The organism is Calothrix sp. FACHB-168, assembly GCF_963889195.1.
GTDB classification, from domain to species: domain Bacteria; phylum Cyanobacteriota; class Cyanobacteriia; order Cyanobacteriales; family Nostocaceae; genus Aulosira; species Aulosira anomala_A.
Genome location: NZ_CAWPNJ010000015.1, coordinates 147,661 through 170,291, shown reverse-complemented (window position 1 = coordinate 170,291; position 22,631 = coordinate 147,661). Strand labels below are relative to the sequence as shown.

Below are 22,631 nucleotides of genomic sequence, written 5' to 3'. Positions count from 1 at the left end.
TCTTCGCATATAAGTAAGAATAATCAATTTACCTTAAATGGGGAAAACTACCCCAACTGTTAACAAACTTAAAAATATGCCAAAACAAGCAGTAACTACAAAACCAATTCGTTCTTTAGAAGATGCTCTTGAGCAGTGTCAGTTGTTAGGAATGCGTGTGAGCCGCCAGCGTCGCTTTATTCTAGAATTACTTTGGCAAGCTAACGAGCATCTTTCTGCTAGAGAAATTTACGATCGCCTGAACCAGCAAGGTAAAGATATCGGTCATACTTCTGTTTACCAAAACCTAGAAGCTTTATCTAGTCAAGGTATCATCGAATGTATTGAACGTTGTGACGGGCGTTTATACGGTAATATTAGTGATTCTCATAGCCATGTTAACTGTGTGGATACGAATCAAATTTTGGATGTTCATATAGAACTACCAGAAGAATTTATTCGTCAAGTTGAACAGCAAACGGGAGTAAAGATTACTGATTACAGCATTAATTTTTATGGTTATCGCAATTCACAAGCAAGTTGATTAGCTGGATTCAGGTAAATAGTATCTTCAATTTTAGATGCTGTATTGCTCAAGCGCTTGAAGATCGCACAACGCTAGTTTGCATCTGTCAACATCTACAAGCTGAGAAATATTTCTCGCGCAGCGTTTCTCTAAAGGATTACCTCTAAAATTCGCAAAACCTGCTTATACAAGCTGCTTCTTTATATTTAACGACCATGTTTTAAATATCGTACCTTTTGGAAATTCCATAAAAATTAGATAGACGCTTGTGTTCGTAAATAAAATTTACGGACTCAGCGTCATTTATTTTTTCTGAGCCGATTTTAGGTTTAAGATTGATCCTTGAATTCGATATATAAAGGTGAATCAAGACTTTTCAATTCTTGGTTTTGAATTTCCAATTGAACAGCGAAAATTTAAAATCACAAATTCGGTGACAATGGGGAGTATCAAGGTTGTTTTCTAGCTGGGGAACAGGTTTCTGTTTTAAAGTAAACTATGAGCGATCGCCCTTTGAGATTATTATTAGTTGACCAAGACCCGATTTTTCGTTTAGGGCTAAGGGTAGCATTGGTAGAAATTCCCAATTTGCTCATAGTAGCAGAGGTAGAAACGGATACTGCTGCTTTACAAATTTTAGCAGAATTAGCCAAACAAGACCCCAACCAAGTAAATTTAGTAGTCTTAGAATTAGCTAATCACCGTTCACCCAAGCAGCCACAAGCTGGTTTACAACTGTGCGGACAACTCAAAGCTTTATATCCTCATTTGCCTATATTACTTTTAAGTTCTGTTACAGAACCAGGTTTACTGTTAGCAGCAAAGGCTACTGGTGTGGATGGTTACTGTCCTAAAGGTACTCCTATTGCAGAATTGGTGGCGATTATGCAAGAAGTTGCGCAAGGTGGTTCTGCTTGGTTTGCAGAAATCGAAATTCAAGATTCAACAATCAATAATCACAACTTAGCAATCAGCAATCAGCCATCAGCAATTCCTTTCGCTAGACTGCGGAATAAATTACGGTTATCAGGAATTGGTTATATTGAAACCACACTTAGCTCGGTAACAGCAAAACTGCAAGTTCCGGGATTACCCCTGATGGAACAAGCAATTCTCGCAGGAAGGCGACGAGAATTATTAGCAGCACGTTGGTTACTAAATCAGATGTCAGCTTCAGAAGCAGAAAGGGAACAGGAACAACAGCAATTTATTCCCGCTTCTGTGCAATTACCATCAGCAATTAATTCTGCAATTCGTGTAACTACTTTATCAGATTCACAAGATTTGCAAAATTCACCACCTTTGCTGAGTCCTAGAGCATTGCAATCTAATTTATTTGCAGCTTGTATTAATAAATTGCAATTGCCTTTAGTAAATGTCACAGAGATTCCTTTAGAAATAGATATATTACGGGAAGATAAAAAGCGAGAACTACTTTATCTAATTTTGCAAAAGCTAGCGCAACAATTAGATGATTTAAGAGTAGCGCAAATTTCCCCAGATAAATTAAGTGATTTAAAGGGAACAATATTAGGTGATTTGTGGCAGGTGAGCTTGACAGATTTTTTCGGTAAATTTAAGCGAGTGCAAATAGGCGATCGCTCTTTGGAAGTTGTTAATTTTTTACTACAAAATATTGAAATTGTTCAAAAAGAAATTCTGCATAAAATTCCTTTGGTAGTAGAGTTATTTGCGCATTTGCTATTCCAAATTGATTTGCAAATTGATAATAATTTTTACTCGGCAGCTAGCCCAGAAGCCCAATCACAAGCATTAATTATTTTAGAAAACTTGTTAATTCAGGTAGCTAATGGAGTAGTACAGCCACTACTCAATTCTTTAGCAGATTTAGAAGTAGTTAAGCAAGAATATTATGATCGCAAATTGATTTCTACGCGAGAAATTGAAAAATTTAGAAACAATTTATCGTGGAAATATAGATTGAATAATTATATAAATGAGCCAAGAGCGATTTTTGAAAGCCGTTATGAGATATTTGTCTTTGCACCACGGGGAATTGCAAAAACTTCAATTTACGCACCTCGCGGACAAGAATTAGCGGAATTAGCAAATGTACCATTGGCGGTAACTTTAGTATTAGAATTTCGGGATGCGATCGCACCTCAGCTACAATCTTTATTAGCGGTTTTTGGTAGTGGGATTGTCTTTATTCTCACGCAAATTATTGGGCGAGGTTTAGGTTTAATTGGTAGGGGAATTCTCCAAGGAATTGGGAGTGTTTCGTTAACAGAAAAAAGCTTTAAACGTAAAAGCGATAAAGGTAATAGGGGATGAAAGCGATTAGTTAGCACAAGCAGCAGAGGGAGATAGCTACATGGGTAACGATTTTATAGGATTAACAGCATCTTACAGTTATGCGATCGCACTACTGTTATTTGGTGAAGCATTAGGTAGATTGTTGCATGTTCCGCCAAATCTCACTCGTAAAATTATCCATATTGGTGCAGGAATGTGGGTATTTGGCGTGCTTTTTTTGTTTAATCGCTGGGAAATCGGAATTGTACCCTTTGCTAGCTTTATCGCTGTCAATTACTTACTTTACCGTTATCGCATTATCCGGGCTATGGATACTGATGATAGTTCACCAGGTACGGTATATTTTGCACTTTCTGTAACATTGCTCTTTGCACTACTTTGGCGACCTAATGGCCCTGTAGATTATGTCCCGATTGCTGTAGCTGGAGTGATGGCGATGACTTGGGGCGATGCACTAGCCGCATTAATTGGGAGACGTTTCGGTAAACATAAATACCAAATCCTAAATTCGGTTCGTTCTTGGGAGGGTTCATTAACAATGTTCCTCGTCAGTACAACAGCAATTTTTTTGGTATTAATCTTACTCCCAGGTTCCTCACTCAGTCCTTTAGCAGTAGCTTATGGCGTTGATAAAGCAGTATTGGCGGCGTTGGTTAGCGGTACTTTAGCTACATTAGCTGAAGGAGTTTCACCGCATGGTACAGATAACTTAAGTGTTCCTTTAGTTACAGCAGGCGTAATATGGATTGTAATTAATAATTCGTAATGCGTAATAGCAATTCTATGTGATGCTGTACATTAACGCCCTCACCCTCAAGGGTGGGGCTATACAAACAAAGCCTGCAAAGGCAGGCTGTACTATATAGCAATCCTAAATCATTTGTGAAATTTACAAACTATCAGTTTTGTTTTCTTATTGACCCTTGATTGAGTGTGATCGCTAAAATATCATTGAAAAATCTACCTATAAGCCTTGAAAACTATACCTCAATACGGTTCAGTTAGTGTCAAAAAACTGATTTGGCGTAGGTTGGGTTGAGGGACGAAACCCAACATTTTCGGCGCTTTGTTGGGTTTCACTTCGTTCAACCCAACCTACGTATCTGTCGCATTCTTTATTTTAAATTGGTATTAGCTTTGGGTAATTCCTGTAGAAGGTTTTTCGAGGAAATTTACCTGAGATATAACCTGTGTGTGTATTGAATTAGCAGCCTGATTTGCAATTTCTTCTTTATCTGCATCAGTCAGCAAAACAGCAACTAAAAATTTGAGAACTTCTCGGTTAGAAATAAACTCTTCACCGTATAAATCATCTTGCAATAAAGTAGCTTCTAAATAAGGGATGAGTTCAGGCGAAGGAGATAGCAAATGCTGTTTAATGCGCATCATTGCAGTTTCGGTTGCGGCTTTTGTAGCTACGCCTAAATTCCAGGTTTCAACTATCAGTTTGATTTCACGGTTGAGTGATATACGCAGGGTTGATAAGCGCTCAAATAAAGATAGATTGAGGATTACAGGTGGTAATCTATTCAACCAATCTAAACCAGCGCTAATAGTAGAGTTTCCTTCATCTTCAATCCAAACAGCCTCATTCAACCATCCTTCACCAAAAAGTAAATTTACAGCTTCTTGAGTTGTAATTAATTTACCTAGCTCAGAATTTTTATTTTGCGGTTGCTGATTCATAAATTTTTTTATCGTTTTTAAATATTCCAATCGCGGCGGAAATGTAAGAAATTTTCGATAAATTCCATACGAGAAATATCATTATTTAACTGTTGTGTGTGCCACTCTTGTACAGACTTTTCGATAATCTCGGCAAAACTCGGATATATAGGCGATAAATTTTCTAACTGGTGAATTTTCAAATTTTGAGACATTGCCAAAGTAATTATATTAATTAATTCTCCTGCGACTGCACCAAATATTTCGGCTCCTAAAATTTTGCCGTTACGTAATAATATTAATTTACAAATACCTGTAGTTTCGTTATGAATTTGGGCTGCAGCTACTGTTTTAAAATATTGCCGCAAAACTAAAACTTCTTGCTGATGATATTGCTGCTTTGCTTTTTTCTCGCTCAAGCCTACTTGGGTTAACATCGGCTGCGAAAATACTGCTATAGGGATGCAACGATAATTAACTTGTGAATTTGGCAAAAATAAGGCATTATTTAACGCTATTCTTGCTTCATATTTAGCAACATTGATAAAATCATAACCACCAATTACATCACCACAAGCGTAAATACGATGATTGGTAGTTTGCAGTTTTTTATTGACTGCTAAACGATGCTGATACCATTTCACGTTGACTGCTGCTAAATTGAGAGATTCAACATTTGGTTGCTGTCCAGTTGCTACTAAAATTTCATCAGTTTCAATAGCTTTATCTCCGGCTTGAACCCACTTTTTATCTTCAATTCGCCTTACCTGGGTTACTTCAGTATTCGTGAAAATACGCACACCATCAACTTGTAATTGTGCCTGAAGTAACTGAGATATTTCTGGATCGATATTCGGTAAAATCTGGGAACGCTTGACAATAAAAGTTACATTACAACCTAATCTGGCTAAGGTTTGCGCAATTTCTATACTTTGGGGTACACCACCGAGAATCACCCAATCTTTTGGTGGTGTGGGTGGGGGAGATTTGGGGAGATACAGCAGGAATTGCCAAATGTTCGAGAGGGTAAAGTAGCCTGTAGCAGATAATCCATCAATCTCTGGAATTGCAGGACGGGAACCAGTTGCTAGTAAATAGGTACGGGATCTGAGAAGGCGTTGACCTATACCAGCGCTAGCATCGCCAATAGCAAATGCAAGATGGGGTGAGGATTGAAATTGACCTTTGTCAACAATTACATCCACTCCCAGGGCAGCTAGGTTAGCGATAGAATGCTGCGCTTCTATATTGGAAACAACACCTTGGGCATATAACATTGTCTCTGGCAAGACTACAGATATAGGCGATTTTTCCTGTGTTTCTAACTCACAGTTAGGAATACTTAAACCCACTGATTCACGCAGATGCTGGGTTAGATTGGCAATTTCGCTAATTGCTTGGTGATAAAAAAACCCGTAGTTGAGTTTAGGTTCTACCAAGGCGACTTTAGCGTGTAGTTGTTTAGCAACTAACGCCGCATAACGTGCAGTCAGACTGCCGCCAATAATTACAATATCGTAGTCAATGGGCATGGGGCATTGGGCATGGGGCACTTGTACTGAGCGAAGTCGAAGTATTGGGCATGGGGTATTTTTCTCCCTCAATTAATTACGAATTACGTAGACACCGGAGGTGGCTTCCCGAAGGGTATTATGAATTACGAATTATTTAGTTAGTGGCCAGTTGAAAGTTAGAGGTAACTGGCCATTAACTTTTGATAACCGACACAAAACTCAACACTCAGCAGTTATTACTGAGTTTAACGCTGTGAGTAGGCGTTGGTTATCGGTTTGAGTACGTACAGCTGTGCGGAAAAAGCGATCGCCTAGTTCTTTAAAACTCAAGCAATCGCGAATTAAAATTTGGTGATACATCAGTAATTGCTGTTGCAACTGGGTAATTGACCGATTTGACTCGATCAGTAAAAAGTTGGCAGCACTGTTGTATGGTTTTAATCCTGGAATTGCCGCTAAACCCTGAAGGAGTTGAGTTCTTGCAGGTGGAAGCCATAACCAGGTCTGTTGTTGAAATTCCCTATCTTGAATTGCAGCAATGGCGGCTGCTGCTGCCAAGGTGTTGACAGGCCAGGGATCGCGCCAATTCTGCCATTTTGATAGGCGGTCGGGATGAGCGATCGCATATCCCAGTCTGAGACCGGGCAGACTGTAAAATTTTGTAAGCGATCGCAACACTACTAAATTTTCATATTCCTGTACTAGCGCTATGAGACTTTGTTCCTCATCGGGCGACAAAAAGTCCATGAACGCTTCATCTACCACTACTAAGGCAAATTCATCCAGGTAGGGAAGAATCGCTTCCCTGAAAAACAGCTTTCCCGTTGGATTATGGGGATTGTTTAAAAGTAGTCCCATGTCCTGAAAATTTTTGCTGTCTTTGTCAAGAAAAGCTGACAAATCAGATGTCGATTCCCAGTTAACGGGAAACTCCAGTACTTGAGCGTTATATGCCGACAGAGTCCGGTAGTAGTCGCCAAAGGCTGGAGTTATGACAACAGTTGCGGCTAATTGTGCTAATTCGCGACCAACTAATGTAAGTAATTCTGCAGAGCCATTACCCGGCAGAATCCACTCAAAAGGTAGTTGATGGAAGTGACTGAGAGCGAGCCTCAGGTCACTGTAACTAGGGTCTGGATAGTGCCGAAGATTACCTATTTGGGATTGAATAGCCGCGATCGCGCTATTTGGAGGCCCCAACGGGCTAATACTGGCAGAAAAATCCAGAATAGCAGCAGGGGGACAGCCAGCTAGTGCTGCTGCCCAAGCTAAATTGCCCCCGTGTGCAGGTTGCCGCATTAAATCAAAGTTCCTAAAAAAAGAACTTAAGCTTTTGGGGGTGCAACCTTTTCTCTAAACAACTTACCAGCAGAGAAAGCAGGAACCTTGGTAGCAGGAATTTCCATCTTTTCGTTGGTTTTGGGGTTACGACCTTCACGGGCTTTGCGTTCCCGTGATTCAAAAGAACCGAAGCCTACCAGCGTTACCTTATCGCCAGAGGACACAGCTTCAATGATGGTTTCCAAAGCCGCAGTCAGAACTGCATCTGCTTGCTTCTTGGTTACGCTAGCCTTTTCAGCTACTGCATCAACTAATTCACCTTTATTCATATCAAACTCCTTGAGGTTTATTTGAGATTCCGCATAGACACAACCTGATGCATCCTTACGCAAATCTCTGTCTGTACTAATACAAAAGTCATCCTTTGGGAGCAGTTTTACTCAAAATGGCTGCAAATCCCATCGGCTCGACTTTTCAATGAATCATTCTAAGGTGTAGTCGCCTGATGTGGATATATGAAACCGTTAATTTATATAGATTTCAGGATTTTTTGTGTTTTTAGGGTGATTGTTGCCCTCGAAACCACCCATTTTGTAGGAATAAATACTTAGTGAAAACCCTTGTGTCGGGGGTAGGGGGCGAGGGGCAGGGGGGCAGGGGGCAGGGGGACAAGGAATTTTAGATTTTAGACTTCGTCGTGAGCGCTCAGTCGAACGATTTGCGATTTTGGATTCTAATTTAAATCTAAAATCCAAAATCCAAAATCCAAAATTGTTTCAATGCCCAATGTCCAATGCCCAATGCCCCATGCCCTACCTACAACCTAACGAGTCGCGAGTATCTACGCGAGTTTTAGAATTAATGCCGCTAGCTTTAGCGCAAAGTTTCTTAACTTGGACTCCATCTAAGACTGCATTGGTAAAATCTGCGCCTGTGATGTTAACTTCGTCAAAGGTTGAACGTAACATCATGGCTTCTGCAAAAATTCCATCGCTTAAATCAGCATTTTTGAATTTTGCTAGGTAGGCGATACCATTACTAAAATCGACGCCATGAAAGTTGACTCCCTGCAAAACCGTACCGTTAAATACGCCGCCGCGTAGGTCAGCATTGGTAAAATTGGCGTTTTCTAAATTGATATTGGTAAACTCTGAGCCAATCAGGCTTTGTCCAGAATAATCCTTACCTTTAAGTTCATCGCCAGCAGAACGGGTAATACTGGAAGAACTTGCAGCCTGTGCTGATAGAGGAAATAAAAAAAGAACCATAGCTAAGACCAAGCTAGCTAGTACTCGCCTATACTTCATAACTTTTGCTTAATAAATCTCAACAATTCTGCCATTAACTATTAAAGCCTACTGGAATGAAGTTAGGACTTACGCACCGAACACAAAAACCCTCACAAGGGTGGTCAAAAGTCAAAAGTCAATGGTCAAAATTCAGCTTTTTGGACTATGGACTATTGACCATTGACAAAAAGCATGAAAAATATATGACACTGCGTAAGTCCTAGAAGTATGAAAAACTCCAGTTTGTTACTGACGTAATTTTGCTCAATGCCCAATGCCCAATGCCCCATGCCCATCTCTTAGGATAGATAGATGTTGAAGTGCGATCGCAAACACAAAAAGATCTGTGGCTAATCAAGAATCAGAAATCGCCTCTTCTTTGGCGAGAACTCCTTTATATCAACTGGGTGTGGAACTCAAAGCCCGCCTCACCAGCTTTGGTGGTTGGGAAATGCCGGTACAGTTTGCGGGGATTACCAGCGAACATGAAGCGGTGAGAAATGCTGCCGGCATGTTTGATATTTCCCACATGGGTAAATTTACTCTCGTCGGTGACAATCCAATTTCTCAACTACAGGCTTTAGTTCCCTCAGATTTAAACCGACTAAAACCAGGTCAAGCGCAATACACAGTATTGTTAAATCCCCAGGGCGGAATTATTGACGACATTATTGTTTATTACCAAGGTGAAGACAGCACTGGTAAGCAACAAGTAGCAATTATTGTCAATGCGGCAACCACAGATAAAGATAAAGCATGGCTATTGCAACACCTGGACTTGAAAACAGCAGAATTTCAAGATTTATCAAAAGATAAAGTGTTACTAGCTGTACAAGGGCCAAAAGCTATTAATTATCTTCAGCCCCTAGTAGAAGCAGATTTACACCCCATCAAAGCCTTTGGACACCTGCAAGCACCAATATTAGGCAAAACAGGCTTCCTCGCCCGTACAGGCTACACTGGCGAAGATGGATTTGAGATCATGGTCGATCCCGAAGTGGGTATAGAATTATGGCAACGTCTTTATGATGCTGGTGTCATTCCCTGCGGGTTGGGTGCTAGAGATACCCTGAGACTAGAAGCTGCAATGGCACTTTATGGGCAAGATATTGATGACAACACTACACCCTTAGAAGCAGGTTTAGCTTGGCTGGTACACTTAGATACCAAAGGTGATTTTATCGGTCGTGCCATTTTAGAACAGCAAAAAGCAGCAGGCTTGCAGCGTCGCTTGGTGGGTTTGCAAATGTCCGGTAGGAATATTGCCCGTCATGGTTACCAAGTATTATCTTCAGGTACAGTAGTAGGGGAAGTTACCAGTGGTACAATCTCACCTACACTTGGTTATCCTGTTGCCTTAGCTTATGTCCCTTCAAAGCTAGCCTCTGTTGGTCAGCAACTAGAAGTGGAAATTCGCGGTAAAACTTACCCCACATCTGTGGTTAAACGACCTTTTTACCGTTCCAAAAATCGCGTGAGTAACTAAGCTAACGCACCTAAGCCAAATTCAAAAATTTCACATTGGCAATACTATCTAAAAATTGCCAGTCAAAGTATGGTTAATTACCAGATATGCCTGGGATTTATCTTGAGGCAATAATTTTTTGATGTGATGAGGGAAATCTATGGACTATCCTGAAGATTTAAAATACCTGGATACTCATGAATACGTGCGGTTAGAAGGGGAAATTGCTACCATTGGCATTACCGAATTTGCCGTAGATCAATTAGGCGATATTGTGTTCTTGGAATTACCTGAAGTTGGCGACGCGGTTACCAAGGGAGATAGCATTGGCACAATTGAATCGGTAAAAGCCGTTGAAAGCATGAATGCGCCCGTTTCCGGTACGGTTATTGAACGTAACGAAGAATTGCTCAACGATCCAGAAGCACTCAGTGAAGATCCCTACGGCGAAGCCTGGTTGCTCAAAGTTCGCGTCAACGATCCCGATGAAATCAATGACGCCTTGAGTGCAGAAGAGTATAACGCCTTGGTGGCAGGGGAATAGGGTAAGGGGGCAGGGGACAAGGGAAGGGAGACAAGGAATTTTAGATTTTAGATTTGCGATTTTAGATTGGAATCCAAAATCTAAAATCCAAAATCCAAAATTGTTTCAATGCCCCATGCCCCATGCCCAATGCCCCATGCCCAATTTCCTCATATTTATTGCAAAATATTAAATAGTTCCATCGGGAGAGCAATTTGTGGTAAAAGCCCCTATTCCCAAGTCTAGCGATCGCCAAATCTTAGACCAAAGGAAGCAAAAGTTAGATAATTTTATACAAAGGCATATCGGGCCGAACGCTGATGACATCAAGCATATGCTCGATGTATTAGGTATTTCCAGCCTGGATGCGTTAATCGATCAAACTGTACCTCAAGGAATTCGCCTCAAGGGAGGATTAAAATTACCAGAGGCTCAATCTGAGTACGTAGCCTTAGGTCAATTAAAAAAAATTGCTGAGAAAAATCAAATTTTCCGTTCCTTTATTGGTATGGGTTATTACGACTGCATCACTCCACCAGTGATTCAGCGCAATATCCTAGAAAACCCTGGTTGGTATACAGCTTACACTCCTTATCAGCCAGAAATCGCCCAAGGACGCTTGGAGGCGCTGTTAAATTTCCAGACGCTAATCATAGATTTAACGGGTTTGGAAATTGCTAATGCTTCATTACTCGATGAAGGAACCGCCGCCGCCGAAGCTATGAGTTTGAGTTACGGCGTTTGTAAAAATAAAGCCAACGCCTATTTTGTTTCTCGTGATTGTCATCCCCAAACCATTGATGTACTGCAAACCAGGGCTAAACCTCTGGGGATAAATATTATTATTGGCGATCATCAAACCTTTGATTTTGAGCAACCAATATTTGGCGCAGTTCTGCAATACCCTGCGAGTGATGGCACAGTTTACGACTACCGCGCTTTTATCGAAAAAGCCCATGCTAAGGGTGCATTGGTGACGGTAGCAGCAGATCCTCTAAGCTTAACTTTACTCACCCCTCCTGGTGAATTTGGGGCTGATATTGCCATTGGCAGTACGCAGCGTTTCGGTATTCCTTTGGGGTTTGGGGGGCCTCATGCAGCATACTTTGCTACAAAGGAAGAGTATAAGCGGCAAGTTCCAGGGCGAATTGTTGGTGTATCCAAAGATGCCCAAGGTAAACCTGCATTACGTTTAGCTTTACAAACCCGCGAACAACATATTCGCCGGGAAAAAGCTACAAGTAATATTTGTACTGCTCAAGTATTATTGGCTGTGATGGCGAGTATGTACGCTGTTTATCACGGCCCGGATGGATTGAAGAATATTGCAGAGAATATCCATCAGCTAACTTTAATTTTGGCGGCGGGATTAAAGCGTCTGGGTTACAGCATCAGTTCGGAACCGTTCTTTGATACTTTGCGAGTGGAACTGGGAAGACGCAATTTAGAGACAATTCTCGCAGATTGCCAAGCACGTAATATTAATTTACGCATTTTTGCTGAGACTGCGGTGGGTATTTCTTTAGATGAGACAACCACAGTCGATGATGTGATAGAACTATGGCAGATTTTTGCTAATAGCGATCGCCTAGATTTTGATTTTGCCGAAATTGCAGATGCGATCGCCACACAGCGACCATCGCCTTTACAAAACTCAACTTTTACCCGTACCAGCAATTACCTAACTCATCCCGTATTTAACCGCTATCACTCGGAAACCGAGTTACTGCGTTACCTACATCAGCTAGAAACTAAGGATTTATCTTTAACAACATCGATGATTCCCTTAGGATCTTGCACGATGAAGCTAAACGCCACTGCGGAGATGATACCCGTTACCTGGGCGGAATTTGGCAAAATTCATCCCTTTGCACCGCCATCGCAAACCCTGGGTTATCAAATCCTGTTTCAGCAACTAGAATCATGGTTAGCGGAAATTACAGGATTTGCGGGAATTTCTTTACAACCAAACGCCGGTTCTCAAGGTGAATACGCCGGGTTGTTGGTGATTCATGAATATCATCAAAGCCGAGGCGAAGCACACCGTAACGTTTGCTTGATTCCCACCTCAGCACATGGAACCAACCCAGCGAGTGCGGTGATGTGTGGAATGAAGGTTGTCGCCGTCGCCTGTGATTCACAAGGTAATATTGACGTTAATGACCTCAAAGCTAAAGCCGAAAAACACAGTCATGAATTAGCGGCGTTGATGGTGACATATCCCTCAACTCATGGCGTGTTTGAAGAAGCAATTCAAGAAATCTGTGCTGTAATTCACGAACATGGCGGACAAGTTTACATGGATGGGGCGAATATGAACGCCCAAGTGGGAATTTGTCGCCCCGGAGATATTGGCGCAGATGTTTGTCACCTGAACCTACACAAAACCTTCTGTATCCCCCATGGTGGCGGCGGCCCTGGTATGGGGCCGATTGGCGTGGCTTCCCATCTGGTAGAATTTCTCCCAGGACACCCATTAATCAAAACCGGCGGTACATTAGGGGCGGTAGCAGCTGCCCCTTGGGGTAGTGCTAGTATCCTGGTAATTTCTTGGATGTATATTGCGATGATGGGTGCAGATGGTTTAACCCAAGCTACTAAAGTCGCAATCCTCAACGCTAACTATATCGCCAAGCGACTTGAACAGTATTATCCCGTGTTATATCAAGGGAAAAATGGACTAGTTGCCCATGAATGTATTTTAGATTTGCGATCGCTGAAAAAATCGGCAGGTATCGAAATTGATGATGTCGCCAAACGGCTGATGGATTACGGCTTTCACGCGCCGACCGTCTCTTGGCCTGTGGCAGGTACAATCATGGTAGAACCCACAGAAAGCGAATCTCTAGAAGAATTAGATCGTTTTTGCGAGGCTTTAATTGCTATTCGCCAAGAAATCGCCGAAATTGAATCAGGTAAGGTGGATGCGCAAGATAACGTTTTGAAAAATGCGCCCCACACAGCCGAAAGCTTAATTACTGGCGAATGGAATCATCCCTATTCCCGCGAACAAGCAGCCTACCCCGCACCTTGGACTCGTCAACATAAATTCTGGCCGACTGTTGGTAGAATTGATGCAGCTTTTGGCGATCGCAATTTCGTCTGTTCTTGTCTCCCAATGGAGGCTTATTCCCAGCAATAATTACTGCTAATACATAACTATTAAAAATCACGCAAGGAAGCAACGTCTTTGCGTGATTTTTAATATACAGAAAACGCTAGTGATTCATAGTATGAATTGATACTTCTTCTTCTGTTTGGTTTTCTACAATGTATTTACATCCTCCGATAGCTTTTAAATATTGCTGTTTTTCTAGATCTATTTGGTAATCAGGACATCCCCCCATTCCCATCATAATTACCTTTCCTCTTTGACTAGAATTTGAAACAGATACGAAATTCCAACCGCCTGCTATCGTTTCGATATAATCTGTGCTGTTTGGATCGATGAATGCTCCCGTTCCGTATCCGTATGCACCACTTGTAGCATTGCTCGCTCCGATTGCTATTATCACTGCCATCACAGATATAACTATTACTTGCTGTATTCTCTTTATCATAGTAATATCCTCATGTATTACTTACTATTTCTTGTTTTATATTATACGTAGCTTTGATGTTTCGCAAGAGGAAATTATGGTATCACCTCAAAATTTTGGGGTAGTTTATATCTTGCACCTCAAGGTATAAACTATAGCTGTAGCCAGATAGATTAGGACATCCAGCTAAAATAAAACCTTGACAATAAAAGGCTTTCAAGTCTGTCAACCGTCAACAGTCAACTGTCAACAGCTATACATAACTATTAAAAATCACGCAAAGGTTTTGTCATTGCGTGATTTTATCAAAATATTCGTTGAAAAACCTGGCATTTTCAGGCTTTTTAGCAAATAAAACAGCCCTGCTTGTTAAGGGGGATTGACAAGGCTAGGCTTTAGAAACCACTGAAGTTATAACCAACTCCTACCAATAAACCAATGTCGGTATTTTCAAAAAAGCCAGCGTTGACACCAACAGTACCAGTAAATTGAGAAGTTAAAGGTACATCAATCCCACCGGATAATAAAAAGGCGGCTTCAGAATTATCGCCGGTTTTAATGGCTGCACCAATTCCTACGTAAGGCGCAATGGGTAAAGGTTCGCTAAATGGGTCGGCTACCTGTTGAAAGGTAAAGTCATAGGTGAGGGGAACTAGAATTGTAGTGTTATCTCCTAATATGGCAGCTGGTCTAATTGAGATAGCGTTTGTTAGCCCAACTTTACTAATGACGGCGAAGTTACCATCACCTAAAGCTGAGTCACTACCACTCAAGCCGATGTTACCTGCAATACCAAGATAGCTGCGACCACCACGAGTAGGTCTACCGGGGTCGATATCTGCTTGCGCTACTGTTGTATTCGCTGGTTGAGAAGTTGAGGCTGTAGGTGTAGATTCTGGGTTTTGGGGTGCAAATGCAGCTGCGGTAGTTTCTGCTGTACCGGGAACGGGAGTAAATATCCGGCTACCAGTTTTGATTGTTGCAATGTTAGGTAACTTTTCTTTAACTAAGAAAGTTGTAGGTTCATTAGGTAGTTGTTGGTTTGTCGCTTCTGTTGAAATTACTGGGTTGGCTGACTCAGTATTTGAAGCTTCACTTAACTGCTGACTACCTAGATTACCTAGATTATCTATAGTATCTGCTGTTTGGGCTAAAGTAGGTAAACCAGTAGTACCTAAAATAGCGATCGCAGTTAGATTGGATAGCCAAAAGCTTGTTTTACGAACAAAAATATGATTCACACTCACTCCTTACACAATATTGCCACACATAAAATGTCGGTTTGTTTCTGTTGATTCAAGAAATCTTGACAACATGTAACTATTTAACACGAAAAGTTTAACTATTACATCCTTTATTTGACGGAATTACTGAGGTGGTCAATGGTCATTGGTCATTTGTCAATGGTCATTGGTCATTTGTTGGCGATCGCTTTTTTCTCCCTTTTATACTACGGTGTCAATCAACTTCTATTCCAAATGATGCAAAAACTGAGAATATCAGTATTTTTACTGTTGACTATTGACTGTTGACTATTGACTGTTGACTGTTGACTATTGACTTTAGCCTCTATTCTCTATTGATAAACTGCTGACGGCTTCACTAATTAGTCTGGAGACAAAAGGTAAAATATCTCGGTTTTTGGCGTTGGCTTTACCTTCAGTGAACAATACTAAAAGGTAGGGATGGCGATCGCGGATTTCAATGTATGCTGCATCATGGCGTACCTGATTTGTCCATCCGGCTTTTGACCAAATTTGCGCGTCTTGGGGAATTCCACCGCCGATAAAGCCTGTTATTTGGTCTTCTTCTACATCTGCGGGTAAATCTTCGCTTTTGAGACTGCGTTGAAGTAAAGCCATCATCGCTTGCGATCGCGCACTGGAAACGGCAACGCCCCCGACTATACTATGTAACAACCGTGCGATCGCATTTGTGGTCAGCATATTGCGATTTTCTAGCATTTCTCCATAAAATGCCCGTTCTCTGCCATAAGGGCCATCACCCCAGGTTTTTTGACAGACGTTAATTGTCTGCATTTCTTCCCAGCCTAAAGATTGATAATAGCGGTTGATAAAATTGCGCTGGGATTTCCAAGTGTCAAAGGGGCCAGGCGTTAATTCTGGGCCGGATGTGGTACCAGTTAATACATCAACTATTAAGCTAGTAGCATCGTTACTCGAATCCACAATCATATCGTGCATGGCTCTTTCCAATTCTTTGGAAGGTTGTACCATGCCTTTTTCTAACCATTCGTGAACGGCTACTAAATAAAATAATTTCACCACACTTGCTGGGTAAATTCGCTCGACTCCCCGGTAAGTAAAACCACGGACTGTATGGTTCCAAAAAGCATCTGGTGTTAATGCGCCACCAGTATTTACTAGTACAGGCGGATCGTAGACAATCCAAGTCAGAGCAATTTGATTTCGGGCTAATGTGGGAAATTCTGCCCAAGTCGCTTCTAATATACTTGAACCGAGATTTTCGAGTTGTTCGTCTTTACGGAAAAAAATCATTGTTAGCTAATAACCTTGCAGAATGGTATCTAATTTAGAATCTTCAATCCAAAATCTCACATCGGCTGAGTACAATTGTCTGGCTGACCTTAATTTATATGATTCACCTGAATGTAGTCGCCTAGCAACTCAAGCTGCGGCTGGGCGACATCTGTGGGTAAGCGCAAATTTTCAGGATGCAGCTGTTGAAGTGTATTTGTGTGAAGATGATTACCCAGGGTGGGTATCTCTGAGTGATGTTGGTTTATTACAAACAGCTACTTTAGCTTATCGGGCAACCAGATTATCGGCAGCGGATATTAAAAAACTCTTACCGGGTGCGATCGCTTTTACGCACCAAGCAATGCAACAATCAAATTATTACCTTTGGGGCGGTACGGTGGGGCCGAATTACGATTGTTCGGGATTAATGCAAGCGGCTTTTGTGTCTGTGGGTATTTGGTTACCGCGAGACGCTTATCAACAAGAAGCTTTTACCCAAGCAATTGCAATGGCTGATTTAGAACCGGGGGATTTAATATTTTTTGGTACTCCCGAAAAAGCAACCCATGTGGGACTGTATTTGGGGGATGGTTGCTATATTCATAGTTCCGGGAAAGATAAGGGACGCAATGGCATAGGAATTGATCGACTAACGGAAACAGGAGATGAGGTTAGTCGGTCATATTATCAACAACTGCGCGGTGCTGGCAGAGTTGTGAAGAGTTATGAACCACAGGGGCGCAAATAAATATGAGTAGTGGGTTGGTTTCTGCAAGAACTGGTGAGGAAAATGGGGCGATTTTGGGAATTGTCCCTGATGTTTCCGTGGTTGTGCCTGTCCGCGATGAAGTGGAAAGTTTGCCATTATTATTAGAAGCGATCGCATCTTGTTTGAATGCCAATCAGTTGACTTATGAAATCATCTGTATTGATGATGGTTCTAGCGATGGTTCTGCTCAATGGCTCAAGGAACAAGCTCAAATTCGCAATGATTTAAAAGCAGTAATTTTGCGCCGCAATTATGGACAAACTGCGGCGATGGCTGCGGGGTTTAATTATGCTTTGGGTAAAATTATCGTCACCTTAGATGCGGATTTGCAAAACGATCCGGCAGATATACCCATATTATTAGCCAAGTTAGAAGAAGGTTATGATTTGGTCAGTGGGTGGCGACACAAACGTCAAGATGCAGCATTATCTCGCTTACTTCCGTCAAAAATTGCCAATTGGTTAATTGGGATAATTACAGGCGTGAAATTACACGATTATGGCTGTTCTCTTAAGGCTTATCGGGCTGAAGTTTTAGCTGATATGAACCTTTACGGCGAACTGCATCGCTTTTTACCCGCTTTAGCTTACATTGAAGGGGCGAGAATTACCGAAATCCCTGTGCGCCATCATCCCCGGCGATTTGGTCAAAGCAAATATGGCTTATCGCGGACTTTCCGGGTGATGATGGATTTGTTAACCATTTCTTTTATGAAAAAGTTCCTCACCAAACCCATGCATGTTTTTGGGCTTTTGGGTTTAATTTCGATGGTATTGGGAACAATTATTGGGATTTATTTAACTTTTCTTAAATTGGCATGGGGACAAATGATTGGTAATCGCCCATTGCTAATTTTAGGAGTTCTGTTATTAGTAACAGGGGTGCAATTATTTTGTTTTGGGCTGTTAGCTGAATTATTGATGCGTACTTATCACGAATCTCAAGGTAGACCGATTTATCGAGTGCGAGAAGTGGTAGCAAAAAACGTTAAGTAACGTCAAAATAAAAGGACAACTCATACCAATTTTTTATGAGGCTGCATAGAATTAGATTTCACCTAGCTCCCCTGAAAAAGGCTACCCTATAGACACCAGTCTTATAACCTAGCCCGATAACGTTTTGATCCCCCCTAACCCCCCTTAAAAAAGGGAGAAAAGAATCAAATTCCCCCTTGGGTAGTGGGATTTAGGCGGATCAAGCAACATTTTGCACTTAGCACAAAGATATGTGTACACCGTAGCTAAAAACGGGGGAACTAAAATCAAAGTCCCCCTTTTTAAGGGGGATTTAGGGGGATCTAAATATATGCAACTTTATATTAAATTGATCTCACTTACTATTTAACTGCATCTACCTTGAAAACCTTCGACAATTTTGATATTTATGTGCGCCAAAGCCTGTTAATTTTGTTTTTAGCAGGTTTATTATTTTGGTCTAGTATGTCTTCTTTGATGCCTACTTTGCCTTTATATATTGCGAATGTAGGTGCAAGTAAGCAACAAATTGGCCTTGTTATGGGTAGTTTTGCCATTGGCTTATTACTCTTTCGCCCCATTTTAGGAAACTTAGCCGATGGCGGTGGTCGAAAAATTCCTTTAATTATTGGTGTCATTGTCGCCGCGATCGCACCCTTTGGCTATTTATTCTTTCCATCAATTCCCATTTTGGGTGTAGTCCGCGCTGTACATGGCGTAGCTGTGGCGGCGTTTACTACAGGTTACAGCGCCTTGGTGGCAGATTTAGCACCACCCGCCAAACGTGGTGAAATTGTCAGTTACATGACTTTGGCGACTCCCATCGGTTTAGCAATTGGCCCCGCTTTGGGCGGTTATTTACAAGCAACAGCAGGAGATGGGCCGTTATTTCTCTTAGCGTCTGAATTAGCGTTTATTGCGCTATTGGGTATTGGCTTTATCATCAATCCGCCAATTATAAAATACCCATCAACAGAAAATCAAAAAACCAATTTTTGGCAACTTGTCATCAGTCCCAGGGTGAGAATTCCTGCCTTGGTAATGTTATTAGTTGGGTTATCCTTGGGTACTGTACATACCTTTATCGCTTTATTTATTCAAGAAACAGGCGTTAATTTTAACGCGGGGTTATTTTTCACTATCGCCGCCCTTGCTAGCTTTAGCGTGAGAATTTTTTCGGGACGAGGAAGCGATCGCTTTGGGCGTGGTTTATTTATTACAGCTGGCGTCATTGGTTACTTTTTAGCCACCTTGCTACTATGGCAAGCTAATAGTCAGATTACTTTCATTCTCGCCGCCATAGCCGAAGGCGCTGGTGGGGGAACCATAATTTCGATGGTGGTGACGCTAATGACAGATCGTTCCTTACCCCAAGAAAGGGGACGGATTTTTGCGATCTGTGTCGCCGGATTAGATTTAGGAATTGCGATCGCCGCGCCAATTTTGGGTTATGTAGCCGAACAAGTCGGTTATCGGCAAATGTTCGCTTACTGCACCGCTTTAAGCTTTCTCGCCTTGCTAATTTTCCTCACCCAATCCAATAAAAATCTGCGCGATTCCCTCAGCTTTGCCTTAGGCAGAGGCAAAGACCATTATTATCTGAATAAATCCTAATACAGCAGATTGCCAGTTGGTGAGGTACAGATAATCGTTGATTGTAGGGGCACTGGCACTGCCATGCCCCGAAGCGCGTACCTCATTTACCTGAAATATGCTGTATATAAAAAGAGGCGCAATTATTAATGAATAACTGCACCTCTTTAATTTATTTAACGGGCGAGGAGGGATTCGAACCCCCGACACCGTGGTCCGTAGCCACGTGCTCTAGTCCACTGAGCTACACGCCCTCGCACAGGAACTTATATTAGCACTTTCTCTCAAAATTATGCAAGACAATTTTTCAGATAATTTTGCCAATCTCTCCCATCTCGATTCCCAAGGACAAGCGCAAATGGTGGATGTGTCGCAAAAAACACCAACCATTCGCCAAGCTGTAGCGGCGGCGCAAGTACGCATGTTAGCGACAACTTTAGCCGCCATCCAAGCCGGAAATACGCCCAAAGGCGATGTTTTAGCTACTGCCAGAATCGCCGGAATTATGGCGGCGAAACAGACAGCAAATTTAATTCCCCTGTGTCATCCGCTACCCTTGCAGAAAGTTGAAGTGCAGATAATAGCCGATGAACAGCTTCCCGGCTATCAAATTCAAGCCACCGTCAAAACCAAAGCCGAAACCGGGGTAGAAATGGAAGCCTTAACGGCGGTTTCCGTTGCGGCTTTGACTTTATACGATATGGCGAAAGCTTTAGAAAAATCGATGCAAATTGAATCGATTCGCTTAATTAGCAAAACTGGCGGGAAATCTGGAGATTATTTCCCACAAGCAGGGACTTCCAATTAAAAAAATACCCACGGGGGTAGGGGCACGGCACCGATAAAATATCGATAATACCGAAAGTTTGTAGATGCCATGCCCCTACAAGTTGGATAATTTATTTTTTAGAGTTCCCTTGACACCAAGCAGAAAATTCTCACAATAAACTGATTACTGTAAATTGAGAGCAAAACCATGTCCGCTCTAACTCACAATGCTTTTGAAGCAGGACGGGTATATAAATCGACTGGTGCAATTCCTGTAAATCTGTTGCGATCGCCAATTTATCATGCCTGGGAGCGATCGCATCTCCAAGGATCTAACCCCTACGCCCTACAAGCGGAAAAACTTTCAATTATCGATACAGAAAGGTTAGTAGGGCAAAATAGTGCTTTAATTAACGCAGCTCGTCCCTATTTTAGAATTTTATCCCAAGCTGCCGGATCTGAGCGTCATGCAGTTATGTTAGGCGATCGCAACGCCGTTGTCTTAGATGTGGTAGGCGATGAGCAGACTGTACATGGGCCGGAACCTTTCCCTCTCCCCGGTTCCCTGCTTTCAGAAAGTGTGGCGGGAGCCAATGGAATTGGTACACCCCTAGCAGCAGCAGATTATATAGAAATTATCGCCGCCGAGCATTTTATCGAGGGGTTTCATTCCTTTACCTGTCAAGGAATTCCTCTGAAAAACGACAAACAAGAAATTATAGGCGTATTTAGTATCTCTCTGCGGCGTGCTGATGCAGGACAACGCCTCAAAGAAATCTTGAAATGCGCTAGTCATGGGATTGAAGCTGAATTTGTTGTTTCTAAATTAGAACAAGATGTGCGCCGGATTTTGACAGCTAATCCTGAAGATTATCAACCCATAGAAGAACTGCGTCAAGATATTATTCAAGCGCATCAAGCAGCACGCTTAAAAATGGAAATTGGCTCGCGGATGGTAGCCAACAATCGCTTAGATTATGCCATGCAAATTCTGCGACAAGCTGACAACTCAATTCAACTTTTTCGCCGTCGGGCGGAAGTTTGGCAGAGTTTAGCATCATTAGAACTAGGTGTAATTCAACCTGTTTGTCTCACAGATAGCATTCGCGATTTGGTAGATTTACTATCAACTGAAATCTCAATTCGCAAACTAGAAGTTGTCACATATTGGCAAGAAGAACCAATTCACGTATTAGCTGATTCGCGTAGCCTATTGCGCCAGCTTTTTCGCTATTTTTTACAGATATTTGAGATTGCAGGTAAAGGCGGTAAAGTCAAAGTAGCAGTGGATATGCTAGATTCTGGATTTGTGCAAGTCAGTTTTATCCCCAATGACAGATTAAATCTTGACCAATTAGAATCAGGCAAGTACACTCTTTCTCTACCACTAGCTAATCATAAATTATGAGCAGAAACATTTCAGCGAAGCGTAAAGTGCTGATTGCAGACGATGACGATGATAGTCGAAAGATGCTGGCTTTTTTACTGGAAGATGAAGGCTGGGAAGTCCAAGAAGCACGAGACGGTAAAGAAGCTTTAGCAACAATAATTAACGATCGCCCTGATTTATTAATTTTAGACAACCGAATGCCAGAATTAACCGGAGCCGAAGTTTATCAGCAAATGCAAGCCCAAGGTATTAATTTAGCAGTTGTTTTAGCTACAGCTTATGGACATATAGAAGAATTAGCTTCATCGTTAGGCATTGTTTATTTTGTTAATAAACCCTATGACCTTACAGAATTATTAACAACTATAGAATCTGCCTATGCAAATTTTTCTATTAGTAATATTTCTCATAATTAAAATTACCTATATTCACAACCAATCCCAAAATTATCCCAATTTACCAACACAATTTGACCAAACAAGGCAAAAGTAAAAAGTTAAAAGGCACTCATAAAGGGTCACAGAGCAAATAAATTCATTTATGGAACGAAATGGAAACATTTATTTCGAGACGCATAG

20 protein-coding genes and 1 tRNA gene are annotated in these 22,631 nt (G+C 41.6%); 12 read left to right on the top strand and 9 right to left on the bottom strand.

The genetic code is table 11. The annotated features are described in order from the left end of the window. Positions 1–76 precede the first annotated feature (76 nt). The 3 genes from AACW45_RS08770 to AACW45_RS08760 all read left to right on the top strand — a co-directional run bounded on the left by AACW45_RS08770 (position 77) and on the right by AACW45_RS08760 (position 3,548). Positions 77–523, top strand: a complete 447-nt coding sequence (locus tag AACW45_RS08770; RefSeq protein WP_096647728.1) for a Fur family transcriptional regulator — start codon at positions 77–79, stop codon at positions 521–523. Between the two features lie 480 nt (positions 524–1,003). Beyond that, positions 1,004–2,800, top strand: coding sequence for a DUF3685 domain-containing protein (locus AACW45_RS08765; protein ID WP_190632628.1), 1,797 nt, complete (start codon positions 1,004–1,006; stop codon positions 2,798–2,800). A gap of 40 nt (positions 2,801–2,840) precedes the next feature. Beyond that, positions 2,841–3,548, top strand: coding sequence for a diacylglycerol/polyprenol kinase family protein (locus AACW45_RS08760; RefSeq protein ID WP_190632627.1), 708 nt, complete (start codon positions 2,841–2,843; stop codon positions 3,546–3,548). Between the two features lie 365 nt (positions 3,549–3,913). On the opposite strand, the gene AACW45_RS08755 is transcribed toward AACW45_RS08760, so the two are convergent. From AACW45_RS08755 to AACW45_RS08735, 5 genes are all read right to left on the bottom strand, one after another. Next, a complete protein-coding gene (locus AACW45_RS08755; RefSeq protein ID WP_190632626.1) occupies positions 3,914–4,468 on the bottom strand; it encodes a hypothetical protein in 555 nt (184 codons plus the stop codon). A 17-nt stretch (positions 4,469–4,485) separates the two neighbouring features. Beyond that, on the bottom strand, positions 4,486–5,979 hold the full coding sequence (locus tag AACW45_RS08750) for a dihydrolipoyl dehydrogenase family protein (protein ID WP_190632625.1): 1,494 nt from the start codon (positions 5,977–5,979) through the stop codon (positions 4,486–4,488). A 201-nt stretch (positions 5,980–6,180) separates the two neighbouring features. Further along, a complete protein-coding gene (gene cobD, locus AACW45_RS08745; RefSeq protein ID WP_190632624.1) occupies positions 6,181–7,260 on the bottom strand; it encodes a threonine-phosphate decarboxylase CobD in 1,080 nt (359 codons plus the stop codon). A 26-nt stretch (positions 7,261–7,286) separates the two neighbouring features. Further along, positions 7,287–7,571 (bottom strand): HU family DNA-binding protein, encoded by a 285-nt coding sequence (locus AACW45_RS08740; protein ID WP_019490515.1) that lies wholly within the window; start codon positions 7,569–7,571, stop codon positions 7,287–7,289. Positions 7,572–8,054: 483 nt separating this feature from the next. Next, on the bottom strand, positions 8,055–8,549 hold the full coding sequence (locus tag AACW45_RS08735; protein ID WP_190632623.1) for a pentapeptide repeat-containing protein: 495 nt from the start codon (positions 8,547–8,549) through the stop codon (positions 8,055–8,057). Between the two features lie 328 nt (positions 8,550–8,877). Here AACW45_RS08735 and gcvT point away from each other — a divergent pair, with 328 nt between their 5' ends. The 3 genes from gcvT (at position 8,878) to gcvP (ending at position 13,661) form a co-directional block, all read left to right on the top strand. Beyond that, positions 8,878–10,017, top strand: a complete 1,140-nt coding sequence (gcvT, locus tag AACW45_RS08730; RefSeq protein ID WP_190632622.1) for a glycine cleavage system aminomethyltransferase GcvT — start codon at positions 8,878–8,880, stop codon at positions 10,015–10,017. Positions 10,018–10,156: 139 nt separating this feature from the next. After that, a complete protein-coding gene (gene gcvH, locus AACW45_RS08725) occupies positions 10,157–10,540 on the top strand; it encodes a glycine cleavage system protein GcvH (protein ID WP_190632621.1) in 384 nt (127 codons plus the stop codon). Between the two features lie 196 nt (positions 10,541–10,736). After that, the gene (gcvP, locus tag AACW45_RS08720) at positions 10,737–13,661 is read left to right on the top strand and encodes an aminomethyl-transferring glycine dehydrogenase (RefSeq protein WP_190632620.1); all 2,925 of its coding nucleotides are present in this window, start codon (positions 10,737–10,739) and stop codon (positions 13,659–13,661) included. Positions 13,662–13,737: 76 nt separating this feature from the next. Here gcvP and AACW45_RS08715 read toward each other — a convergent pair whose 3' ends face one another. From AACW45_RS08715 to AACW45_RS08705, 3 genes are all read right to left on the bottom strand, one after another. Continuing rightward, positions 13,738–14,079 (bottom strand): hypothetical protein, encoded by a 342-nt coding sequence (locus AACW45_RS08715; RefSeq protein ID WP_190632619.1) that lies wholly within the window; start codon positions 14,077–14,079, stop codon positions 13,738–13,740. A 374-nt stretch (positions 14,080–14,453) separates the two neighbouring features. After that, entirely contained in the window at positions 14,454–15,299 is an 846-nt protein-coding gene (locus AACW45_RS08710; protein WP_190632618.1) for a hypothetical protein, read from the bottom strand. Positions 15,300–15,620: 321 nt separating this feature from the next. Further along, on the bottom strand, positions 15,621–16,577 hold the full coding sequence (locus AACW45_RS08705; RefSeq protein WP_190632617.1) for a serine hydrolase: 957 nt from the start codon (positions 16,575–16,577) through the stop codon (positions 15,621–15,623). A gap of 22 nt (positions 16,578–16,599) precedes the next feature. Between AACW45_RS08705 and AACW45_RS08700 the strand changes: the two genes are divergently transcribed. The 3 genes from AACW45_RS08700 to AACW45_RS08690 all read left to right on the top strand — a co-directional run bounded on the left by AACW45_RS08700 (position 16,600) and on the right by AACW45_RS08690 (position 19,916). Continuing rightward, positions 16,600–17,307: a C40 family peptidase gene (locus AACW45_RS08700; protein ID WP_190632616.1), complete on the top strand. Its 708-nt coding sequence runs from the start codon at positions 16,600–16,602 to the stop codon at positions 17,305–17,307. A gap of 2 nt (positions 17,308–17,309) precedes the next feature. After that, complete coding sequence (locus AACW45_RS08695) at positions 17,310–18,323, top strand: glycosyltransferase family 2 protein (protein ID WP_190632615.1); 1,014 nt, start codon at positions 17,310–17,312, stop codon at positions 18,321–18,323. Positions 18,324–18,683: 360 nt separating this feature from the next. Beyond that, a complete protein-coding gene (locus AACW45_RS08690; RefSeq protein WP_190632614.1) occupies positions 18,684–19,916 on the top strand; it encodes an MFS transporter in 1,233 nt (410 codons plus the stop codon). Between the two features lie 159 nt (positions 19,917–20,075). Here the strand turns inward: AACW45_RS08690 and AACW45_RS08685 are convergent. Further along, positions 20,076–20,149, bottom strand: a tRNA-Arg gene (locus tag AACW45_RS08685). Positions 20,150–20,187: 38 nt separating this feature from the next. On the opposite strand from AACW45_RS08685, the gene moaC reads away from it, so the two are divergent. From moaC to AACW45_RS08670, 3 genes are all read left to right on the top strand, one after another. Continuing rightward, positions 20,188–20,703, top strand: coding sequence for a cyclic pyranopterin monophosphate synthase MoaC (moaC, locus tag AACW45_RS08680; RefSeq protein WP_190632613.1), 516 nt, complete (start codon positions 20,188–20,190; stop codon positions 20,701–20,703). Positions 20,704–20,871: 168 nt separating this feature from the next. Next, a complete protein-coding gene (locus AACW45_RS08675) occupies positions 20,872–22,071 on the top strand; it encodes a sigma-54-dependent Fis family transcriptional regulator (protein WP_190632612.1) in 1,200 nt (399 codons plus the stop codon). Further along, positions 22,068–22,469 carry a response regulator gene (locus tag AACW45_RS08670; RefSeq protein WP_190632611.1) on the top strand — a complete coding sequence of 134 codons (402 nt, stop codon included), beginning with the start codon at positions 22,068–22,070 and terminating at the stop codon, positions 22,467–22,469. The genes AACW45_RS08675 and AACW45_RS08670 overlap by 4 nt, the downstream gene beginning before the upstream one ends. Positions 22,470–22,631 lie beyond the last annotated feature (162 nt).